Annotated in this window: 12 protein-coding genes and 1 pseudogene; 5 read left to right on the top strand and 8 right to left on the bottom strand. The window is 42.3% G+C overall.

Going from position 1 to position 18600, the window contains the following annotated elements; translation table 11 throughout:
• The first annotated feature begins 88 nt into the window (after positions 1–88).
• Positions 89–1999 (top strand): FAD-dependent 5-carboxymethylaminomethyl-2-thiouridine(34) oxidoreductase MnmC, encoded by a 1911-nt coding sequence (mnmC, locus tag ACVBIU_RS14650; RefSeq protein WP_447164124.1) that lies wholly within the window; start codon positions 89–91, stop codon positions 1997–1999.
• Between the two features lie 229 nt (positions 2000–2228).
• On the opposite strand, the gene ACVBIU_RS14645 is transcribed toward mnmC, so the two are convergent.
• The 7 genes from ACVBIU_RS14645 to prmB form a co-directional block, all read right to left on the bottom strand.
• Positions 2229–2951: a DUF3313 family protein gene (locus ACVBIU_RS14645; protein WP_447162032.1), complete on the bottom strand. Its 723-nt coding sequence runs from the start codon at positions 2949–2951 to the stop codon at positions 2229–2231.
• A 666-nt stretch (positions 2952–3617) separates the two neighbouring features.
• Positions 3618–4142, bottom strand: coding sequence for an RNA methyltransferase (locus tag ACVBIU_RS14640; protein WP_447162031.1), 525 nt, complete (start codon positions 4140–4142; stop codon positions 3618–3620).
• Positions 4143–4199: 57 nt separating this feature from the next.
• A complete protein-coding gene (locus ACVBIU_RS14635; protein WP_447162030.1) occupies positions 4200–4469 on the bottom strand; it encodes a YfcL family protein in 270 nt (89 codons plus the stop codon).
• Positions 4470–4618: 149 nt separating this feature from the next.
• Entirely contained in the window at positions 4619–5743 is a 1125-nt protein-coding gene (locus ACVBIU_RS14630) for an ATP-NAD kinase family protein (protein WP_447162029.1), read from the bottom strand.
• Positions 5744–5863: 120 nt separating this feature from the next.
• Complete coding sequence (locus ACVBIU_RS14625; RefSeq protein WP_447164123.1) at positions 5864–7027, bottom strand: MFS transporter; 1164 nt, start codon at positions 7025–7027, stop codon at positions 5864–5866.
• Positions 7027–8121, bottom strand: a complete 1095-nt coding sequence (gene aroC / locus ACVBIU_RS14620) for a chorismate synthase (RefSeq protein WP_447164122.1) — start codon at positions 8119–8121, stop codon at positions 7027–7029. Before aroC ends, ACVBIU_RS14625 begins: the two co-directional genes overlap by 1 nt.
• Before the next feature lie 139 nt (positions 8122–8260).
• Positions 8261–9205: a 50S ribosomal protein L3 N(5)-glutamine methyltransferase gene (gene prmB, locus ACVBIU_RS14615; RefSeq protein ID WP_447162026.1), complete on the bottom strand. Its 945-nt coding sequence runs from the start codon at positions 9203–9205 to the stop codon at positions 8261–8263.
• A gap of 79 nt (positions 9206–9284) precedes the next feature.
• Between prmB and smrB the strand changes: the two genes are divergently transcribed.
• Positions 9285–9815, top strand: a complete 531-nt coding sequence (smrB, locus tag ACVBIU_RS14610) for an endonuclease SmrB (RefSeq protein WP_447162025.1) — start codon at positions 9285–9287, stop codon at positions 9813–9815.
• A 95-nt stretch (positions 9816–9910) separates the two neighbouring features.
• Here smrB and sixA read toward each other — a convergent pair whose 3' ends face one another.
• Positions 9911–10381: a phosphohistidine phosphatase SixA gene (gene sixA / locus ACVBIU_RS14605; RefSeq protein WP_447162024.1), complete on the bottom strand. Its 471-nt coding sequence runs from the start codon at positions 10379–10381 to the stop codon at positions 9911–9913.
• Positions 10382–10751: 370 nt separating this feature from the next.
• Here sixA and ACVBIU_RS14600 point away from each other — a divergent pair, with 370 nt between their 5' ends.
• From ACVBIU_RS14600 to ACVBIU_RS14590, 3 genes and pseudogenes are all read left to right on the top strand, one after another.
• Positions 10752–13541 carry an insulinase family protein gene (locus ACVBIU_RS14600; RefSeq protein WP_447164121.1) on the top strand — a complete coding sequence of 930 codons (2790 nt, stop codon included), beginning with the start codon at positions 10752–10754 and terminating at the stop codon, positions 13539–13541.
• Positions 13542–13838: 297 nt separating this feature from the next.
• Complete coding sequence (locus tag ACVBIU_RS14595) at positions 13839–18122, top strand: EAL domain-containing protein (RefSeq protein ID WP_447164155.1); 4284 nt, start codon at positions 13839–13841, stop codon at positions 18120–18122.
• Positions 18123–18235: 113 nt separating this feature from the next.
• A pseudogene (locus tag ACVBIU_RS14590) lies at positions 18236–18600 on the top strand (hypothetical protein); the annotation flags it as partial.

Raw genomic sequence — 18600 nt, 5'->3', positions numbered from 1 at the left:
TATGCCCATAAGAATGTACAATTTCAGCAAGTAAAACCGATTATAAAGCATATTTATGAGTGCTTAATTTAACATTAAAGACGTAACCATGACAGTAAGTAAAATTCTTCAGCAAATTATTGATAGTAAAAATACTCAGCAAATAGTGATTGCGCAGTTAGGTTTAGGCTCTCTAGTAAACCTTAAGCAGCTCATCATTGAGCAGTCTCAACTTATAACCAAGCGCAGAGTCACGCTGAAAATTTTTAGTCATATTGACTCAAACTTACACGCTTTTATCTCTAAACTCGGATTAGCAGAACAGCTTAGCTCAAACCCAACCCTGCGCGTAAGTTTAGTGGCTATAGAAGGCTGTCAGCGAATGATTGTCAATGATGGCAAGCTGTATATTGATTTTCACTTTGGAAGTTACACTCAACAATTACAACAGTTGCCGAGTGCCAGTACGGGGGTGATTGATGGCTGGTACATGGCAGGCAATGTAGCGCTAGAGCAATTGGATGTGGCACTTTTCTGGCAGATAGCAAAATTAACCCATAATGACAGCCTATTTTGCCTCGATAACTCATTTGCGCCAGCAGCTCAGCAGCAGATCCAAACCCTTGCAGAGCAAGTCGGTTTATATAGTGAGTTGCCACTAAGCTATGATGACATTACTTTTCAAGAACGCGCTGCGATGCGCTCACAGAGCCGACAATTACAAGCCCCCTATCCAGTCTGTTCAGCCGCTTTAATGACTCAAGAAAACGATAATGGTATCGCCATTATTGGCGGCGGCGTAGCCAGTGCAAGCTTGGCATTATCGCTTGCTGAGCGAGGCCAGCAAATTTCTCTGTTTTGTGAGGACTCGGCACTCGCTCAAGCCGCCTCTGGTAACAAGCAAGGTGCGCTATATCCCTTACTGACGCCAGATAACAACACCTTAAGCCAATATTTTCAGCAGGCTTACCTGTTTAGCTTACAGAGGCTGAAAACACTCGCCGCCCAAGAACACAAAATCGATTTTGACCTGTGCGGCGTGGTGCATACCGGTCATGATGAGCGAAGCCGTAAGCGTGTGGCTAAAATTATTGACAGTCATAATTGGGACGAGCAGATAGCAAAGAGCATTACCGCTGAGCAAGCATCTGCAATCGCAGGCGTAAAGATTGATGATGGCGGGATCTTCTACCCACAAGGTGGCTGGGTGTCGCCGCAAGATTTTACTCAAGCCGCCTTTAACCAAGCGCAAAAGATTGCCAATGCGTCACTGCAGCTTAACACCCAGATCACCGACATTCATTTTAAAGACGAGGCTTGGTACCTTAGAAGCGACAAACACCTCTTTGGTCCTTTTAGCGCGCTAGTCATTGCAAATGGCAAATCGCTGACACAGTTTCCTCAAACCCAACATTTACAGGCAACTGGCTTTAGGGGACAGGTGAGCCACGCGCCCTCTCGCACTAAGCTGTCAAAGCTCAGCGCAGTACTTTGCGCCCACGGCTATATGACACCAAGTAACAATTCTTTGCATTGCTTAGGCGCCAGTTACGTTAAAAATGCGCAGCATTTAAGTTATTGTCCGACTGAACAGCTTGAAAACTTACAAAAAATCCAGCATAGCTATATCGGCCAAGATTGGGTTGATGATATAGATATATCAGCCCATAGCGCCCGTGTTGGTGTCCGTATGGTGACTCGAGATCATGCCCCTATGATGGGACCTGTTCCAGATTTAGATGCTATCTTAGCGCTATATCAACAGCATCAACTTTCGCCAGAAAGCCGCAAGTTTTGGCAAACTCATCCAGCGCCAATTCATAAAAACCTATATGTTCTCGGTGGCCTAGGCTCACGCGGGTTAAGTTCAGGCCCCTTAGCTGCCGAGGCACTAGCGGCACAAATTTGTAATGAGCCGATGCCGCTTAGTTTGGATTTTGTGTCACTGTTAAATCCAAATCGCATGTGGATGAGAAAACTACTTAAGGGTAAAGCATTAGACATCGGCGGTGATAGTTAACACTAAGCCACTAAGATCAGTAGTTTGACCCATAGTCCATAGTGATTTCACAATGCTTGATTTCGTCAGATGTGATCATCAAAGTATCAACCTAAAGCTGGTAACTAAAGCAGATAACTAGAGCTGGTAACTAAAAGTTGACGGCATAAATGCCGGCCTACAAATAAAGCATCTAAGCGGCTACCTAAAGGTAATGGCTTAGATGCTTCCACTATGCCGAAAAGTCGGATTATTCAGCACCCGCTTCTAATAAGGCATTCTTAAAATCATTCACCCAACGGCGGTAAACGGTTTTGACATCCCCCCAGTTAAACACTTTCGTATTTTGACTCCACTGATTAAACCCCTCGCCTCTATCAGCAGCCTTAGCAAGCACCTCACCGGTTTCACCATCTTTAATCACTGCCAATAACATCATAGAGCCTGAGTTTTCAGTATAGGTTCTTCCCATTGAATTAAAGCTTCGGCGACTTGACTCTATGGGTGCACTCAAACGAATATCGGTTACAGCGGCTTGGATCACTAAGGTGTTTGGACCTTTAATATTTACCAGCTCAAATGGTTGCTCATTATTAAAGACTTCTTTAACCGTGATCTGAAATTGCTCTGACATTTTATCGAGCGCCTCTAACGGCAGCTCATAGGTCGCATTTAAGCCCTCGGCTCTTTTATCAATTCTTGGTGGCTTGTAATCAGCAGGATGATCATTGGTGACTTGAACGGGTTCAAAATAAAGTTTGGTATATTTACCCCAGTTAACATCTGGTCGAACATAAGAGAGAGCCAACCTTGAATGATCGACTCTTACAAGTCCCTCTTTAGTCCTTTCTGCATCTGGGCCCTGTTGAAGCGTTGCGGGCCCTGAGCTACAGGCTACTCCCCCGAGCAAACACACAAAAAGAGTCGCGTTTAAAATTAGGTTTCGCTTGGTTAGTATTTTCTTTGTAGCCATTTTACATTCATTCCTTAATGTTATCCCCATTTGATTAAGCAGCTATTGTGCCTATCAGTATAAAAGCGATTTGCTCGCTCAATAGAACATGGTTAAAAACCTTAAAGGAGTCAATAAATCAAGCAAGACATTTACCTATTTCGTCCCAATGAAAAAGGCATTGCATGTAATACCAATCAGTATAAAGATTTGGTCGCTCAGCGAGAGTATAGCGGCACTGAGATAAGGTCATTAAATGCTCCTCGATAACTGCTCCTGCGTTACTCTAACTCCTATATCCATATAGTCGTGCATTAATGACATTCACCACATCTGACCTTCAGGGATGGAGGAAATGTCTTATGTATGTCGGGAACATACAAGACCATGTGGTTTGCAACGAGTGAAGCGCATAGTCATTCTACGTTTAAGCTCCCTCTTGTTCCATAAGAGTCACAGTATCAGAGCCGCTAAAACTCACCATTCTGGTGCGTTTTTGGCTGCCTACTTCTGCGTTCAACAACTTCACAAGGGAGCAACCATTCTTTCAGTTATTCGCCTTGAATTAGTTTGCCAAAAACGTTCTGAGTAGATCAACGTCTTATACTGATTGGTATAAGTTGCCAGAGGCTAAAAACAATAAAGCCACTATAAAAGTGGCTTCAAAGTATAAAAGAGCAACAAAAGTTAACGTTTTACCCTAACTCGATTGTTAGTATCGCGGCTACTTCTGATCAGCTCATCACTGGCAATTGATGAAGACTTTGACAAGCGGTCATAAAGCAGAACGTTTACTGATGCCGCTAAATTCATGCAACCTACCGTCGGTACGTAAACCACAGCATCAGCGTTGTTGATGACTTGCTGACTAATGGTGCCATCTTCAGGGCCAAAAATGTAAATCGCTTTCTCTGGATGCTCAAACTCAGGTAATGGAATAGCACCTTCGACCAGATCGACACACACCACTTTTACATCGGATTCAATTGCATCCAGTAAGGATTCAACTTTGCTCAGTGGAATTGAGCTGCTTGCACGCTTAGTGTCGGTATTGTATTGAGCACTACCATTACTGGCTGCTAGCTCATAGCGCTTACCAGTATAAAAAACCGCATCGGCACTGTAACACCCAACCGCACGCATAATGCCACCGACATTGGTCGGGCTTTTGGGGTTCACAAGGCCAATTGCAACGAAACTAATCTTACTCATAAAAGCGTAAACTCTATCACTCTAAATATTCACCGTGTAAAACCCAAGGCTAAAGGGTTATGCTGCCAACTTTGCACTCAGCTGAGTCCAAGCATCGCTCACTAATGCATAATCATTGTCATCTAGCTCTTCTCTTGCCAGAGCCAGACAGTCAGACATTTTCACTTCAAGTGCGTCCATTCCCTGCTCACTCTCTGCTTCTAGCTGAGACAACACAACAGCAAAATGACCTTGTAAATAGCCACTTGCAAATAACGCATCATCATCACCTTCGGCAACAATGCTTTCAATCCAGTCTTGTAATGTTTGCTCGTACTTCTCGATCATCGAGGGCTCCACATTTTTTATTGTAGACTAGCTGTCGACACTTTCGGCATCTAGTCAAAACGTTCATTTAAAATTTACAGCAGTCGCTGCACATCAGTTGCCAAATATCATTTAATCGATGCGATAACGGCCAAACTGATGGGTATTGTTTATTCAGCTAAATCAGGGTTTGCGACCTGATACATCACGTAATCGTGATAACCAGTAATCACTTTATAATACCCCGTAAGCGCTTTATCTAATTCAGGGTCGCCACTATCCACAATTAATGGCCTGCCTTCAAGTGCTTTTAGCTTAGTTTTTGTCGCTAGGATAATAATATTGTCTTTTCCTACACGCCGGATAAGCTCTGGGCTGAGTTGCTGATTCCCCCGCCCCAAGATATGCCCTTGGCCACCAATGAGTGTAATAAAGAGTTTAATCGCTTTATTTTCAGTGAGCAGTAGAAGCTCTGAGGCAGACTGATCGCTAGCAACTACGTCCTGCTGTTGAATAACATCGACCCCTAGCAGAGTGTTATCAAGCCCTAACTCGCTCATTACTGCGGCAACTGTGCTACCCGAGCCCATGATGCAAAGATTATCTTCCATCTGCTCAATCGCTTCGGCTGCAATGTCGGCAAGCACCAGCTCATCGGTCTCTTTGCCGCCCATTTTAACCGCTTGCACATACCTAGGTTCTGCCGGCACTAGCATTTCGCCATATCGGCGCGCACGCACCACGCCCGTTCTAAACGCGGCTTCATCGATATCCATAACATCGGCGCTCATCAAGCTGACTAAGTCTCCCTCTAGTAACATTTTCACGACAATGCCTGACGCATGTGGAGTTATGCCGTATACGCCTGAATGGATTTTAACACCTGCGGGTACACCTAGAACGGGAATGTTGTCGTCGGCAATGGCGTACACATCTCGCGCCGTACCATCACCACCGGCAAAGAGCAGTAAGTCTAAGTTTTCAGCTAACAACTCACTGACTACTCTTTGTGTATCTTGAGCCTGTGTCTCGCTCGGCGCTTGGTAAACCACCCGTGTAGTAAAACCCATCTCTTTTGCAAGCTTCTCTCCCATATCGCCTGAAGCGGTTATGACCTCAATACGTGCTTTATAGGGTTCGATAACAGCTAGGGCTTGCTGCATTCTCAGGTGAGCCTTAGGTACCGCGCCTTTAGCTATCGCCTCTGAAGCCACACCATCACTCCCTTTTAGGGCAACACTGCCGCCAAGGCCTGCAAGTGGATTAATAATTAACCCGAGACGAAACTTCCTCACTATTGATACTCCATTTTTAATGCTGACTCTAAACGGCCAATACGAACAGCTTGTGTTGGCTGTAAACACGACGGTAATTTTTACTGTAAACCTAGGCAGAAACCGGCCAAAAATAGCTTACTAGGCTATTTTCCCCTGCGTTTTAGGAATGAACAACACCGCCAACATAGACAAAAATGCACAGCCCGCCGCAAAGACCCAAGCCGACACGGCCCCAGAGCCATCTCCCCAGATAATGCCACATAGCCACGTACCTAATGCACCGCCCACGCCAAAACTTAAGCTGGCATATAGCGCTTGGCCTTGGCTTCGACGGCTAATATCAAAATGTTTATGCACAAACTGAATAGATGCGGCATGAGTTAAGCCAAAGGTGAAAGCATGCAATAGCTGACTGATACTAAGATATAGGATATTTTCAACGCCGTACGCCAGCAACAGCCAACGCACTGCCGTCAGACCAATACTGACCACCAGCAGCGTTTTAACCCCAAAGCGGCCTAATAACCTTGGGGCGTACATGAACATGACGATCTCAGCCATCACCCCAAGGGCGACGAAGATCCCTGCAGCAGATTCTGAATATCCCGCCTGTTTCAGATAAAGCACAAAAAAGCCATAAAATGGCCCTGCACTCATCTGTAGCAACATGGCTGAAACTAAGAACCAGATTAAGGCTTTATCAAACACCAGAGGCCTACGGATTTGATTTTTTTCTACAACGGCTCGATTAGACGGTAATGGCAGAGCACTAATTAGCATGCCGATAAATAATGTCATACCAATATAGGGTAAAATCTGTGGTCCCCAGTGTCCAATAGCAAAACCACCACTGACCACCAGCACGATATAGCCAACACTGCCCCAACTTCTAATCGCACCGTATCGATTCGCGTCATCACCTAACGTTTCAAGAGTGATAACCTCAAGCTGCGCTAATATCGCGTTCCAAAAAAAAGTATACACGGCTAAGCTAATGGCTAAATAAGCTAAACCGCCATCATAGAAAAAGGTGAGATAACTTAATGCTGCAGCGCCGGCACCGATTTTAATTAGCTCGGAGCGCATCCCGGTTTTATCGGCAACAATGGCCCATAAGTTCGGCGCGATGATCCGCGTGCCCATTAAAATTGCGAGTAAGAAGCCTATTTCTTGAGCGTCAAAACCTCGACTATCAAAAAAAACGCCAAGATAAGGCACCATGATGCCAAGAATAGAAAAGAAAAAGAAATAACATGCACAGAGCCAGCGTAATTGCTGCTCTGTGCTCTTAGGTTGAAACATTAACGCATTCCGATAATAGGTGTACTGCTATTCACATCCATATTTTGCGCGCGGTGACGTAAGAGGTGATCCATCAATACGATTGCTAACATGGCTTCTGCAATCGGTACCGCTCGAATACCGACACAAGGGTCGTGACGACCTTTAGTCACTACTTCAGCAGTTTCACCTTGAGCTGTCATACTTTCACCAGGCACGCTGATACTTGAAGTGGGTTTCATCGCAATATGGGCAACGATTGGCTGGCCTGATGAAATGCCGCCTAAAATACCGCCAGCATGGTTTGATGCAAAGCCTTCAGGTGACATTAAGTCTCGGTGCTCTGAGCCTTTTTGATTAACCACTTCAAAGCCATCGCCAATTTCAACGCCTTTTACCGCGTTGATCCCCATTAGGGCATGAGCGATATCGGCATCAAGTCGGTCAAAAACTGGCTCGCCAAGTCCTACAGGTACGCCCATGGCAACCACTGACACTTTAGCGCCAATCGAATCACCACTCTTTTTAAGATCGCGCATATACTCATCTAATGAATCTAACTTTGATGCATCAGGGAAGAAAAAAGCATTTTGCTCTATCTGTGCAAAATCGACAGTCTCGGCGGAGATTGGACCTAGCTGTGACAGATATGCATGAATTTCAACGCCGTGAACTTGCTTCAAATACTTTTTAGCTACGGCACCTGCTGCAACGCGCATTGCGGTTTCACGGGCAGATGAACGCCCACCACCACGATAATCGCGTTGACCATACTTTTGTTGATAGGTGTAATCTGCATGTCCTGGACGGAACAAGTCTTTAATATTTGAGTAATCTTTGCTGCGCTGGTCGGTGTTTTCAATCAACAAGCCAATTGAGGTGCCTGTTGTTTGCCCCTCAAATACGCCTGAAAGAATGCGTACTTCATCAGGCTCGCGACGAGCGGTGGTATAGCGTGATGTGCCTGGGCGGCGTCTATCTAAGTCGTGCTGCATATCCGCTTCTGTCAGCTCAACCCCTGGAGGGCAGCCGTCGATAATGCAACCAATAGCGACACCGTGGCTTTCACCGAATGTTGTTACTACGAAGTTTTGACCAATACTGTTTCCCGACATTCGCTTTATCGCCCTCTATCTCGTTATTCTAATTATCATTTACCCGCGCTGTGTCGGTAAATTTCCTATTCAATACCAATCTAGGTGTAGGAGTACAAATTGGTATTAAAGCCGCAGGCAAGCCTGCGGCTAGAGTCTATTATTCACTATCTTTGTAGATAACGAAAAGTGATTCATTTTCAACTAGCTGGTCGCGCGTTAAGATAAACACACCGTCGCCACCATTTTCGAAGTTAACCCAAGTGAACGGCACATCTGGGAACTGCTCGTTCAAATGCACCATTGAGTTACCCACTTCAACCACTAGCAGGCCATCTTCGGTGAGATAGTCAGCAGCATTGGCAAGAATACGCTTAGTCAGATCTAAGCCATCACGACCTGATGCCAAACCAATTTCTGGTTCATGATGATATTCATCAGGCATATCACCGATATCTTCAGCATCAACATAAGGCGGGTTCGACACAATTAAATCGTAGTGAGGGCCTTTTGGAATAGCAGAGAATAGATCTGATTCCATTGGGAATACTCTGTCCATCACCTCAAGCGTCTCAATATTGATTTGCGCAACTTCTAGCGCATCAACACTGATGTCTAATGCGTCGACTTCAGCATCTTCAAACTCATAAGCGCAAGCAATAGCAATACAACCACTGCCGGTACAAAGGTCAAGTACACGGTTAACTGGCTTGTTGTATAACCAAGGACTAAAGCGATTTGCGATTAGCTCTGCAATCGGCGAGCGAGGAACAAGTACACGCTCATCCACATAAAACTCTAACCCAGCAAACTTTGCTTTATTAGTTAAGTATGGAACGGGCAGACGCTCTCTTACGCGGCGAATGATAAGCTCAACGATTTTATGCTTTTCACTGCTAGTTAAGTTTGAGTGAAATACTTGCTGACCAATTTCTTCCGGCAAATGCAACGCATGGAATACTAACGCGATGGCTTCATCCCACGCGTTGTCAGTACCATGCCCATAGTAAATGTTTGCATCATTAAAACGACTGACACCCCAACGTAGCATATCGCCAATAGTGCGTAATTCTGTTACCGCTTCATCAACAAAAATCTTATCCAAAATTCACTCCAACTTTTTAATTCCGATTCATTGTAACTGAACTCTATTCATATGGCATCGGATTCAATAAAATAGAGAGATGAATAAAAGCAAAGATAATGATGATTTGGCTCTTTTTGCTGAGCTTACAAAAGGCATGAAACCTTTTCAGCAAAATAAGCGCCATTTCACTACGGCTCCTAAAGACCGAAAAATAATTGAAGAGAAAGAACAGCAGCTACATGCAGATAGCTATTTCTCTGACACCTATCAGCCCCTTTTGCCGGTAAACGGCCCGATGAAGTGGGCCAGAGATGATGTGGACAGCTATGAGGTCAAACGCCTACGCCGTGGTGACTACATGCCCGATCTACTATTAGATCTGCACGGTATGCGCCAAACCGAGGCCAAACTAGAGCTTGCCGCATTAATCCAGGCCTGCATCAAACAGCAGAGCCATTGCTGCTGCATTATGCATGGCCATGGCACCGGTATTTTGAAGCAAAATATCCCAATGTGGCTTGCACAACATCCCCATGTAAAAGCCTTTCATCAAGCGACCAAAGAATGGGGCGGCGATGCGGCCTTGTTGATTCTTATCGACATTGGTGACCAACCCTATCGCCGCTAATACATAAGTGGATAAAAATCAGCCAATAAAAAAGTGAGTCTTCTATATATTAGAATGACTCACTTTTTTATAGTGCTAACCCCGTTCAGTTCGCGTTAGCTAATTGAGTGCGGCGCGTGCTGCCAAACCAAGGTATTTCGGTTATTTTGTCTTTCAATCAAGGTAACTCCCGAAGTGGCAAACAACGGCGGCTCGATACCTGGAACCAATTCACTCACCAAATAACCTAATAGCGGCATGTGAGCTAACACTAACACATTTTCTGCCTTATATTGCTCAGCGTAGGCAAGTACGAGATGAGCGACTTGCTCAGGATCTCCCGAAGGCACTAATTCGTCTAAGGTTATCCATTTAGAAGGCTCTGGAAAGTGTTTGCTGACCTCTTGCCAGCTTTGCTGCGCCCTTAAATAAGGGCTCACTAGCACTAAATCAAATTGCTTGATAGTGAGTCCTAACCAATTACTCATCAGTTGGGTGTGGTGACGTCCGTTATCAGTGAGTGTGCGTTCTCTATCAGAATGAGCGCTATAACCCGCTTCTCCGTGACGCATTAAAAATAGCTGCATGCTGCTGGCTACTCCCGATTCTTTATTGTTATGCTTTAATTGTAGTCCGAATCCATGCGCCAACATACCGTTATTTAGTTATTAATTAGTCGAATAGATATCTAGCAACTAAAATGTTTTTTAAAAGGCTAAGCGCTTTAGCTGAACGAGAGTGACAATTTTTAGCCAAAAATCAGTTTATTTTTAAGTTTACAGCCGTTGTGTTTGAAGATACGCCAAAATGATGGCAAGTTAACTCAATAAATTGAATTAACAATATTTTACTCAAACAGTTACTACTCAAAGCGTTACGTTTATTGGTTTTGCCTAAATGTTGGCACGGAAGCGGCTTAGTCACCCACTTGCCTCTTCCAGATACTGGAGTCATACCTTGCCCAAAGCTAAACAGATAACAACCAGCCCAAATGATCACAGACACTATCGCCATTTAACACTTAAAAATGGTTTATCTGTACTACTGGTTGAAGATCAAAAAGCCACTCAAGCAGCGGCATCGATGGCAGTGGCGGTTGGCCACTTTGACGATCCTATCGCACGTCCTGGTATGGCACACTTTCTTGAGCACATGCTGTTTTTAGGTACCGAGAAATATCCTGATTCTGGGGAGTATTCTGCATTTATCAATCAGCACGGCGGAACCAATAACGCCTGGACAGGTACAGAACACACTAACTTTTTTTACAGTATTCACGCTGACCAGTTTGAAAATTCACTCGATAGATTTAGCCAATTCTTTATCGCGCCACTGTTTAATATCGATTTAGTGGATCGAGAACGGCATGCCATTGAATCTGAATTTAGTATGAAGCTAAAAGATGATATTCGCAGAGTATACCAAGTACAAAAAGAGACGGTGAACCCAGCGCACCCTTTTTCAAAGTTTTCAGTAGGTAACCTCAAGACACTAGCAGGAGAAGAGAGTCTGTTAAGGCAGGAACTACTTGATTTTTATCAAGCCAAATACTGCGCCAGCGTGATGACCCTGTGTTTAGTTGCGCCAAAATCATTGGATGAACTTGAGTCACTCGCTATACAATACTTTAATGAGATTAGTGATCACGCTCCTGTCGAAAACTACCCAGATGTATCGATTTATCTACCAGAGCAACTGCAAGCTCAAATCAACATTTTGCCTCTTAAAGAACAAAAGCGTGTCGCAATTACTTTTGCCCTCCCCGCTCTAGAACCGTTTTACCAACACAAGCCGCTGACTTTTATCAGCCATTTATTAGGCTATGAAGGTAAAGGAAGCTTATTGTCCTATTTAAAAGAACGAGGACTTGCCAATAACCTGTCCGCCGGTGGCGGCGTTAACGGTTACAACTTTAAAGACTTCAATATCAGCATTCAGCTTACAGACCGCGGTCTTGCAGATTTACATACTGTTATTGAATCAACATTTGAATATATCGAGTTAATCCGTACTGAAGGTTTACAAGCATGGCGCTACGATGAAAGGGCTGCCTTACTAAGAGTTGCATTTCAATATCAGGAACAAGTTGACTCTCTCGATTTAGCCAGCCACTTGAGTATTAATATGCATCATTATGATGTTGATGATATTATTTACGGTGATTACCGTATGGACGGCCTCAGAATAGCGGAAACTGAACAGCTTTTGGCACTTATGGTACCGTCTAACATGCGACTACAGTTAATTGCTGCAGAGCTAGATACCAATAAAAATGCCGCTTGGTATCATTCCCCTTATCAGATAAAAGCAATTCCAAGCAAAGATATTAGCCGTTGGTCAAAGCCTGTTATCCGTGACGAGCTTTGTTTACCGCCTAAAAACCCTTTTATCAATAAAGAGTGTGTTGCTCGACCCGATAAGAGTCAATCGGCAGTACCCACAGTAGTTGCACAAAAAGCGGGTTATCGTATATGGCACCGTAAAGACGATGAATTCAATGTACCTAAGGGTCATTTGTATCTGTCACTTGACTCGGCTCAAGCTGCTGCATCTCCAAGGCATGCCGCATTGACCCGACTATACGTTGAAATGTTACTCGACTATTTAACAGAATATACCTATCAAGCAGAAGTGGCGGGCCTCAGTTATAATATCTATCCTCATCAAGGAGGGATCACCCTGCATCTAACTGGTTTCACAGGCAAACAAGAAGCCCTGCTTGAGCTGGTTATCGCAAAAGCCAGAGAACGTAACTTCACCCAAAGCCGTTTTGATCTAATTAAACGTCAAATTTTACGTGCTTGGTATAATCAGTCTCAAGCCAAGCCAATCTCACAGCTCTTTACCAGCCTAACGGTAACCCTACAAAAGCGCAGTTTTGAGCCTTCAAGAATGGCTGAGATCCTCGAAGAAATCACCCTCGATGATCTACATGATCATGTTAAAAGCTTCTACGAGAAAATTCATTTAGAGGGACTCGTTTATGGTGATTGGCTAAAGAGTGAAGCCAAAGTGTTAGGCGAGCGATTAGAAAGAATCTTGTCGCTAGTAACAACCCCGAGTAAAGAGTCATCTCGTGAGCTTATCGACCTGTCAAACAAAGGCAGTCTGTTACGTGAGATCCCTGTTTCTCATCCAGACAGTAGCATTATTGTGTACTACCAGTCCGATGTTGCGACGCCTGAAACCATGGCACTGTTTAGCCTGCTAAACCACACCATGTCGTCGACCTTCTTTCATGAGTTGCGAACCCAGCGTCAACTAGGCTATATGGTCGGTACAGGCTATCTCCCTTTAAACCGCTACCCCGGTATTATTTTCTATATTCAATCTCCCACCTCTGGACCTAAGCTATTGCTAGAAGCAATAGATGAGTTTATTGCCGACTTTGCTTATGCCGTTTTGCAAATAACCAATGAGCAGTGGGAATCAACTAAACTCGGTCTCATCAATCAAGTGCTAGTAAAAGACTCGAGCCTTAAAGTTCGTAGTCAACGTTATTGGTCGAGTATCGGCAATAAAGACTACAAATTTAATCAAAGAGAGTGTGTTTCAGAGCAAATAAAACAGCTCACTCGTGCTGATTTGATCAAGTTTATTATGCAGAAGATGCGTACAAAACACTGCGATCGCTTGGTCTTGTTTAGTACTGGTGACTCACATTTAGAGCAGCCACCTTTAGAATCAGACAAAATGATCACTGATCTGCGAGCATTTAAGCAAGGTGCACAGCAATTTGATTATTAGAACATTTACTTAATAAAAATATTTAATAAACATGCAATTATGTTCAAGCACACCTTTTAGCTTAAACACCATAAAATTCAACTTAACACAGGCCTTTCATCTAAAAAGTGACACCTAAGCAAGGTATTGCTCTGCCAAGGCAACGATATAAAGTTTAACTTACATATGGAAATGAGAGGTAAGAATGATTATCAGCTACATTTACCACCCAAGGTTTTGACAATGCAGTCACTTTCTGAAAAAGTGGGGATAACAAACAGTTGCCTGTCAAAACTGGCTAATAATCAAACAAAAAATATGCCTAAAACTCTATTAAAAATAGCGACTTTCCTCCTCTTTACCATTTTTATGGCGAATTCCGCTGTCGCGTTAACGCTTAACTCCGTTTCTTTAGGTGTCCCGGACGGTTTATCCCAAAGCAATGTCACATCCATTGTTGAAGATGCTGATGGCTACATCTGGATTGGAACAGTTAATGGCCTTAACCGATATGACGGTAAAGAGTTCCGCCATTATTTCCCCTCGCCTGAAAACGAGTTACCTAGCGCATTTATTCGCAGCCTATTTATCAGTGAGCAAGGTGTGATGTATATAGGTACAGATAAAGGCCTCGCTGTTTATGATCGAGATAAGGATCGAATTGCTTCTCTGAAGTCAGATAGTTTCATACACGATCAAGCTATTTGGTCTATCTCACATAGTGAAAACTTGATATTAATAGGAACAGAGAACTCTGTTTATGTCACTCAAGAAAGTTCAATAAAATCGGGGCTTGAATTAATCAAGTCTTATAGCGACAACTTTAGCGGTGTTAAACAAGCTCTATTCTTTAAAGATGAATTATACATAAGGACTTATTCAGGAGAAGTTAAATCAATAACAAAAAACTACACTATCGAAAACATTGATTCAACGGCATTAAAGGTATTAAACAATAGATTAATCAGCCTTACTAAAGAAGGTGTTTTCGAAATAAACAAATCATCTATTACTAAAGTAAACGACTCTAACTTCCTCGGTATCTCTTACGGCGATAAAAACTACGCATTGAAAAAAAATACTATCTACGACCTATCAATACTCGAACAGCCACTCTTGATAGGTCAGCTTCATCTTGAATACAAAGAGCTAAACCTTTCTAGAGTTAATATATTTAGAGGAATAAGCAAAACCTTCATCGCCAACCAGAATGAAGGGTTTATCATTATAGACGATAGTTACAACCTAATTAAAAATGTCACCAACAACCTTGGTAACGTATGGTCGATATCAAAGGATGAAAGCGAAAATATATTAGTAACAACCGAAGACAGTAAATTGTTACTCTATGATTCCAACTTTAAAATAATAGAACAGTATGAAACAAACATACTAGGAAATAAAACCGCCACAACAGTTGGAAACACTATTTTTATAGCTAGCAGTGAAGGCCTTCACTCCGTCAACAAAAAAAATGGCGAATTATCTAAAATTAACAATGGCTCTTACTTTTTAATAAAAAAGCTAAGTGACAATAAAACTATTGTAGCGGGTTCTTCCAATGGTTTTCTTTTAAAATACAACACTAAAAATAAAACGTCTAAACTTACTGAAATTGACTTAAGCAACCCTATTTTTGATATTATGGAATTGAACAATTCTATTTACATAGGTACACAAGGAGGTTTATCTAAGCTTGATGGGGACATTGTTCAAAAAATTTATGACGACCAGTTTGTAACAAGTTTAACGGTTGCTGGAAACTCTTTGTTTTTCGGAACAAATACAAGTATTAACAAATACAACCTTTCACAGAACAGCTTTAGTACTTTATACTCAAATAACAAACCAATATTCTCACTAGTTATCGAAAATGAGAAATTATACGCTTCATCAATAAATGAGATCATCGTACACAATTTAACCAACGCTACTACATCAATACTAACTAATGAACTAGGGGTTCAAGAAGAATACAATCTCCAGTCAATTTTAAAAAATGAAACAGACATATATATAGGCGGAATATCTGGGGTTAGCAAAGTTACTCTAGACAAAATAAACTCATATTTAGAGAATAATACTCCCCCAACAACCAACTTAACTGAACTGTCTATTTTCAATATAATTCAAAAACCTAACGGTTCCATACTTGAAAAAAAAATATCTCATACAAATAAAATAAAGCTAAAATATTCTGATTACCCATTTTCTTTCACTTTTAGCAGTCCAGGTAGCCCATTTAAAAACATTGATTACGTTTATCAAATGCAAGGCCTTTCTGGTACCTATATTCACTCAAAAGGAACTAATTCGGCTACCTACACCAATTTATCTCCTGGCGATTATCAGTTTTCAATCTATGCTATCGACCCTGTTACCGGAAAACATGGAGAGGTTCGTAAGTTAGATATTGAGATTACCCCCCCTTGGTGGCTCTCGACGACAGCCAAGTTTATCTATTTTCTATGCTGCTTATTCGTTTCAATATTAATTGTGAAAACAATATTACGTCGCCGAGAAATTCAAATCCAAATAGCTAAGAGCGAAGAACGTTTAAAGCTTTCTTTATGGGGTAGTGGCGATGAAATGTGGGACTGGGACATTGAAACTGGCCAGATTTATCGCTCAAATATTTGGGGATCATTGGAATTCCCTCAAGATGGTCAACGCTCTGGCAGTGAGGGAGAAGAGAGTAACATTCATCCAATGGATCAAGAGCGCGTTCGTGAAGCATTAAACAAACATTTTTACGGCGAGACAGATCATTTTGAAGCCGCCTATCGTGTTAAAGGTAAGAATAATGAATGGGTTTGGATTTTAGACAGAGCAAAAATCGTAGAGCGTGATGAAGATGATAATGCCCTACGAATGACGGGTACAATTAAAAATATCAGTAACTTTAAGCAGGCTGAAGAACAATTAAGGCTATTTGAGCGAGCAATTCAGAATATTTCCGAAGGTATGTTCATACTGGATCGAGACTTCAAATTTGTAGAAGTTAATGAAGCATGCTGTGATTTGGTGATGCAAAGTAAAAACGATTTTATTGGTAGTCTATTTAATTTCGATCTTTACCCAGACAGTTACTCGGAACAGATCCGCACCATTTTGAAACAGCAGGGGCGCTGGAATAACGAAGTCGAATCAACTCGTGGCAACGGTACTAGCTTTTTAATGGAGCTCTCTATCGATGCTATATATGATGAACAAGGTGAACTGTCTCACTATGTAGGGGTATTTTCTGATGTCAGTCGTCGAAAACAGCAAGAAGAGGAGCTGAGAAAGCTCACCAATAATGACCTGTTAACTAATCTCCCTAACCGTTCCAACTTAATGGTAACCCTAGGTAACTTAGTAAAAAGAGACTCTCACCATACGTTAATGGTACTCGATTTAGATAATTTTAAGAAAATTAATGATTCTTTAGGTCACCAGGTCGGTGATGAATTACTTATTCAAGTGTCAGAGCGAATTCAAGTCGCCGTCCCTAGCCATACTAGTATATATCGCCTTGGCGGAGATGAGTTTGCCATCCTAGTTGATAAAAACCCCGATATTGGTACCAGCGCAATCATAGCTAAAAATGTCATTCATGCTTTCGAAGCACCTTTTGATTTAAGTAAAGAAAAAGTCGTCGTGGGTTTAAGTATCGGCATTGTGCTGTACCCAGAAGATGATCAAAATGAACAAGCATTGTTAAGAAAAGCAGACATTGCCATGTATCATGCAAAATCTGCTGGTGGTAACCGATATCAGTTCTACTCAGAGTCGCTTAATAAGAATGCAATCAGACAGCTTGAAGTTGAGAACCTCATTAGAGAGGGGCTCAAAGATGATCTATTTGAAGTCTACTATCAACCAAAGGTCGACCTTAAAACTGGCCATATGGCGGGCATGGAAGCATTAGTTCGCTTAAACCACCCAGAACACGGCCTCATTCCACCTAATAAGTTTATTCCACTTGCTGAAGAGAATGGCCTAATTGTCGAAATTGGTGATCTTGTGTTGAAAAAGGCTTGCTTTGCTGCGCAAAAATGGCGTTCACAAGGTTTATTTAACGGTCGAGTCGCCGTCAATTTATCGTCAAAACAGTTCGCATTACCTGATTTACAACAGCGAATTGAGTCAATTTTACGTCTAACTCAATTACCAGCCGCTAATCTTGAACTGGAAATAACAGAAGGCACCGTTATTAAAGAGCCTGAAAAAGCCATTAAAGTTATGCAGCAATTATCTAAAATGGGGGTCAGTCTAGCCCTCGATGACTTTGGTACGGGTTACTCTTCCCTCTCTTATTTAAAACGATTCCCTATCCACACGCTAAAGATAGATAAGGCTTTTGTGGATGATATTGATAAATCTGACCGTGATTTAAAAATGGTTGATTCAATTATCACTATCGCCCATAACATGGGGCTTTCAGTCGTTGGCGAAGGAGTCGAAGATGCTTCGCAGCTCAGTATATTACGCGCGTTAAAGTGTGAAGAGATCCAGGGGTATATTTTCAGCAAAGCGGTTACAGAACCTGAATTTACTCAGCTACTGCTCAACGACACCACCGAGCACCCCATCTCACAACTTAACGCAAAGAGAGGTTAACAAGGTAAGTCAAAGCGCACACACAAAACAAACATTGGCACAACAACTGCAACAACCTTCTCATAAGTCAAAAAATATTACTTTATATTTAAAACTCTACGAGAAGGTACACAATGAAAACAATTATTAAAGGTTTAGTTACTTCATTAGCATTAACATGTTCAATTTCAGCTGTAGCATCTCAAAATAGCGTAGACATACCAAATTACCAAAATAATCCTATTACTCAGGCTATCCAATCTAATCTGCTCTCAGGTATTCCAAACATCAAGTTTAGGCCTGTCCAAACTGCTGGTATCCCAAACATCAAGTTTAAGCCTATACAAACTGCTGGTATCCCAAACATCAAGTTTAAGCCTGTACAAACTGCTGGTATCCCAAACATCAAGTTTAAGCCTGTCCAAACTGCTGGTATCCCAAACATCAAGTTTAAGCCTGTCCAAACTGCTGGTATCCCAAACATCAAGTTTAAGCCTGT

The sequence above is a fragment of the Shewanella sp. 30m-14 genome, from assembly GCF_052977125.1.
The sequence above is the reverse complement of the archived record's forward strand: the minus strand, read 5'-3'. Positions and strand labels throughout refer to the sequence as shown.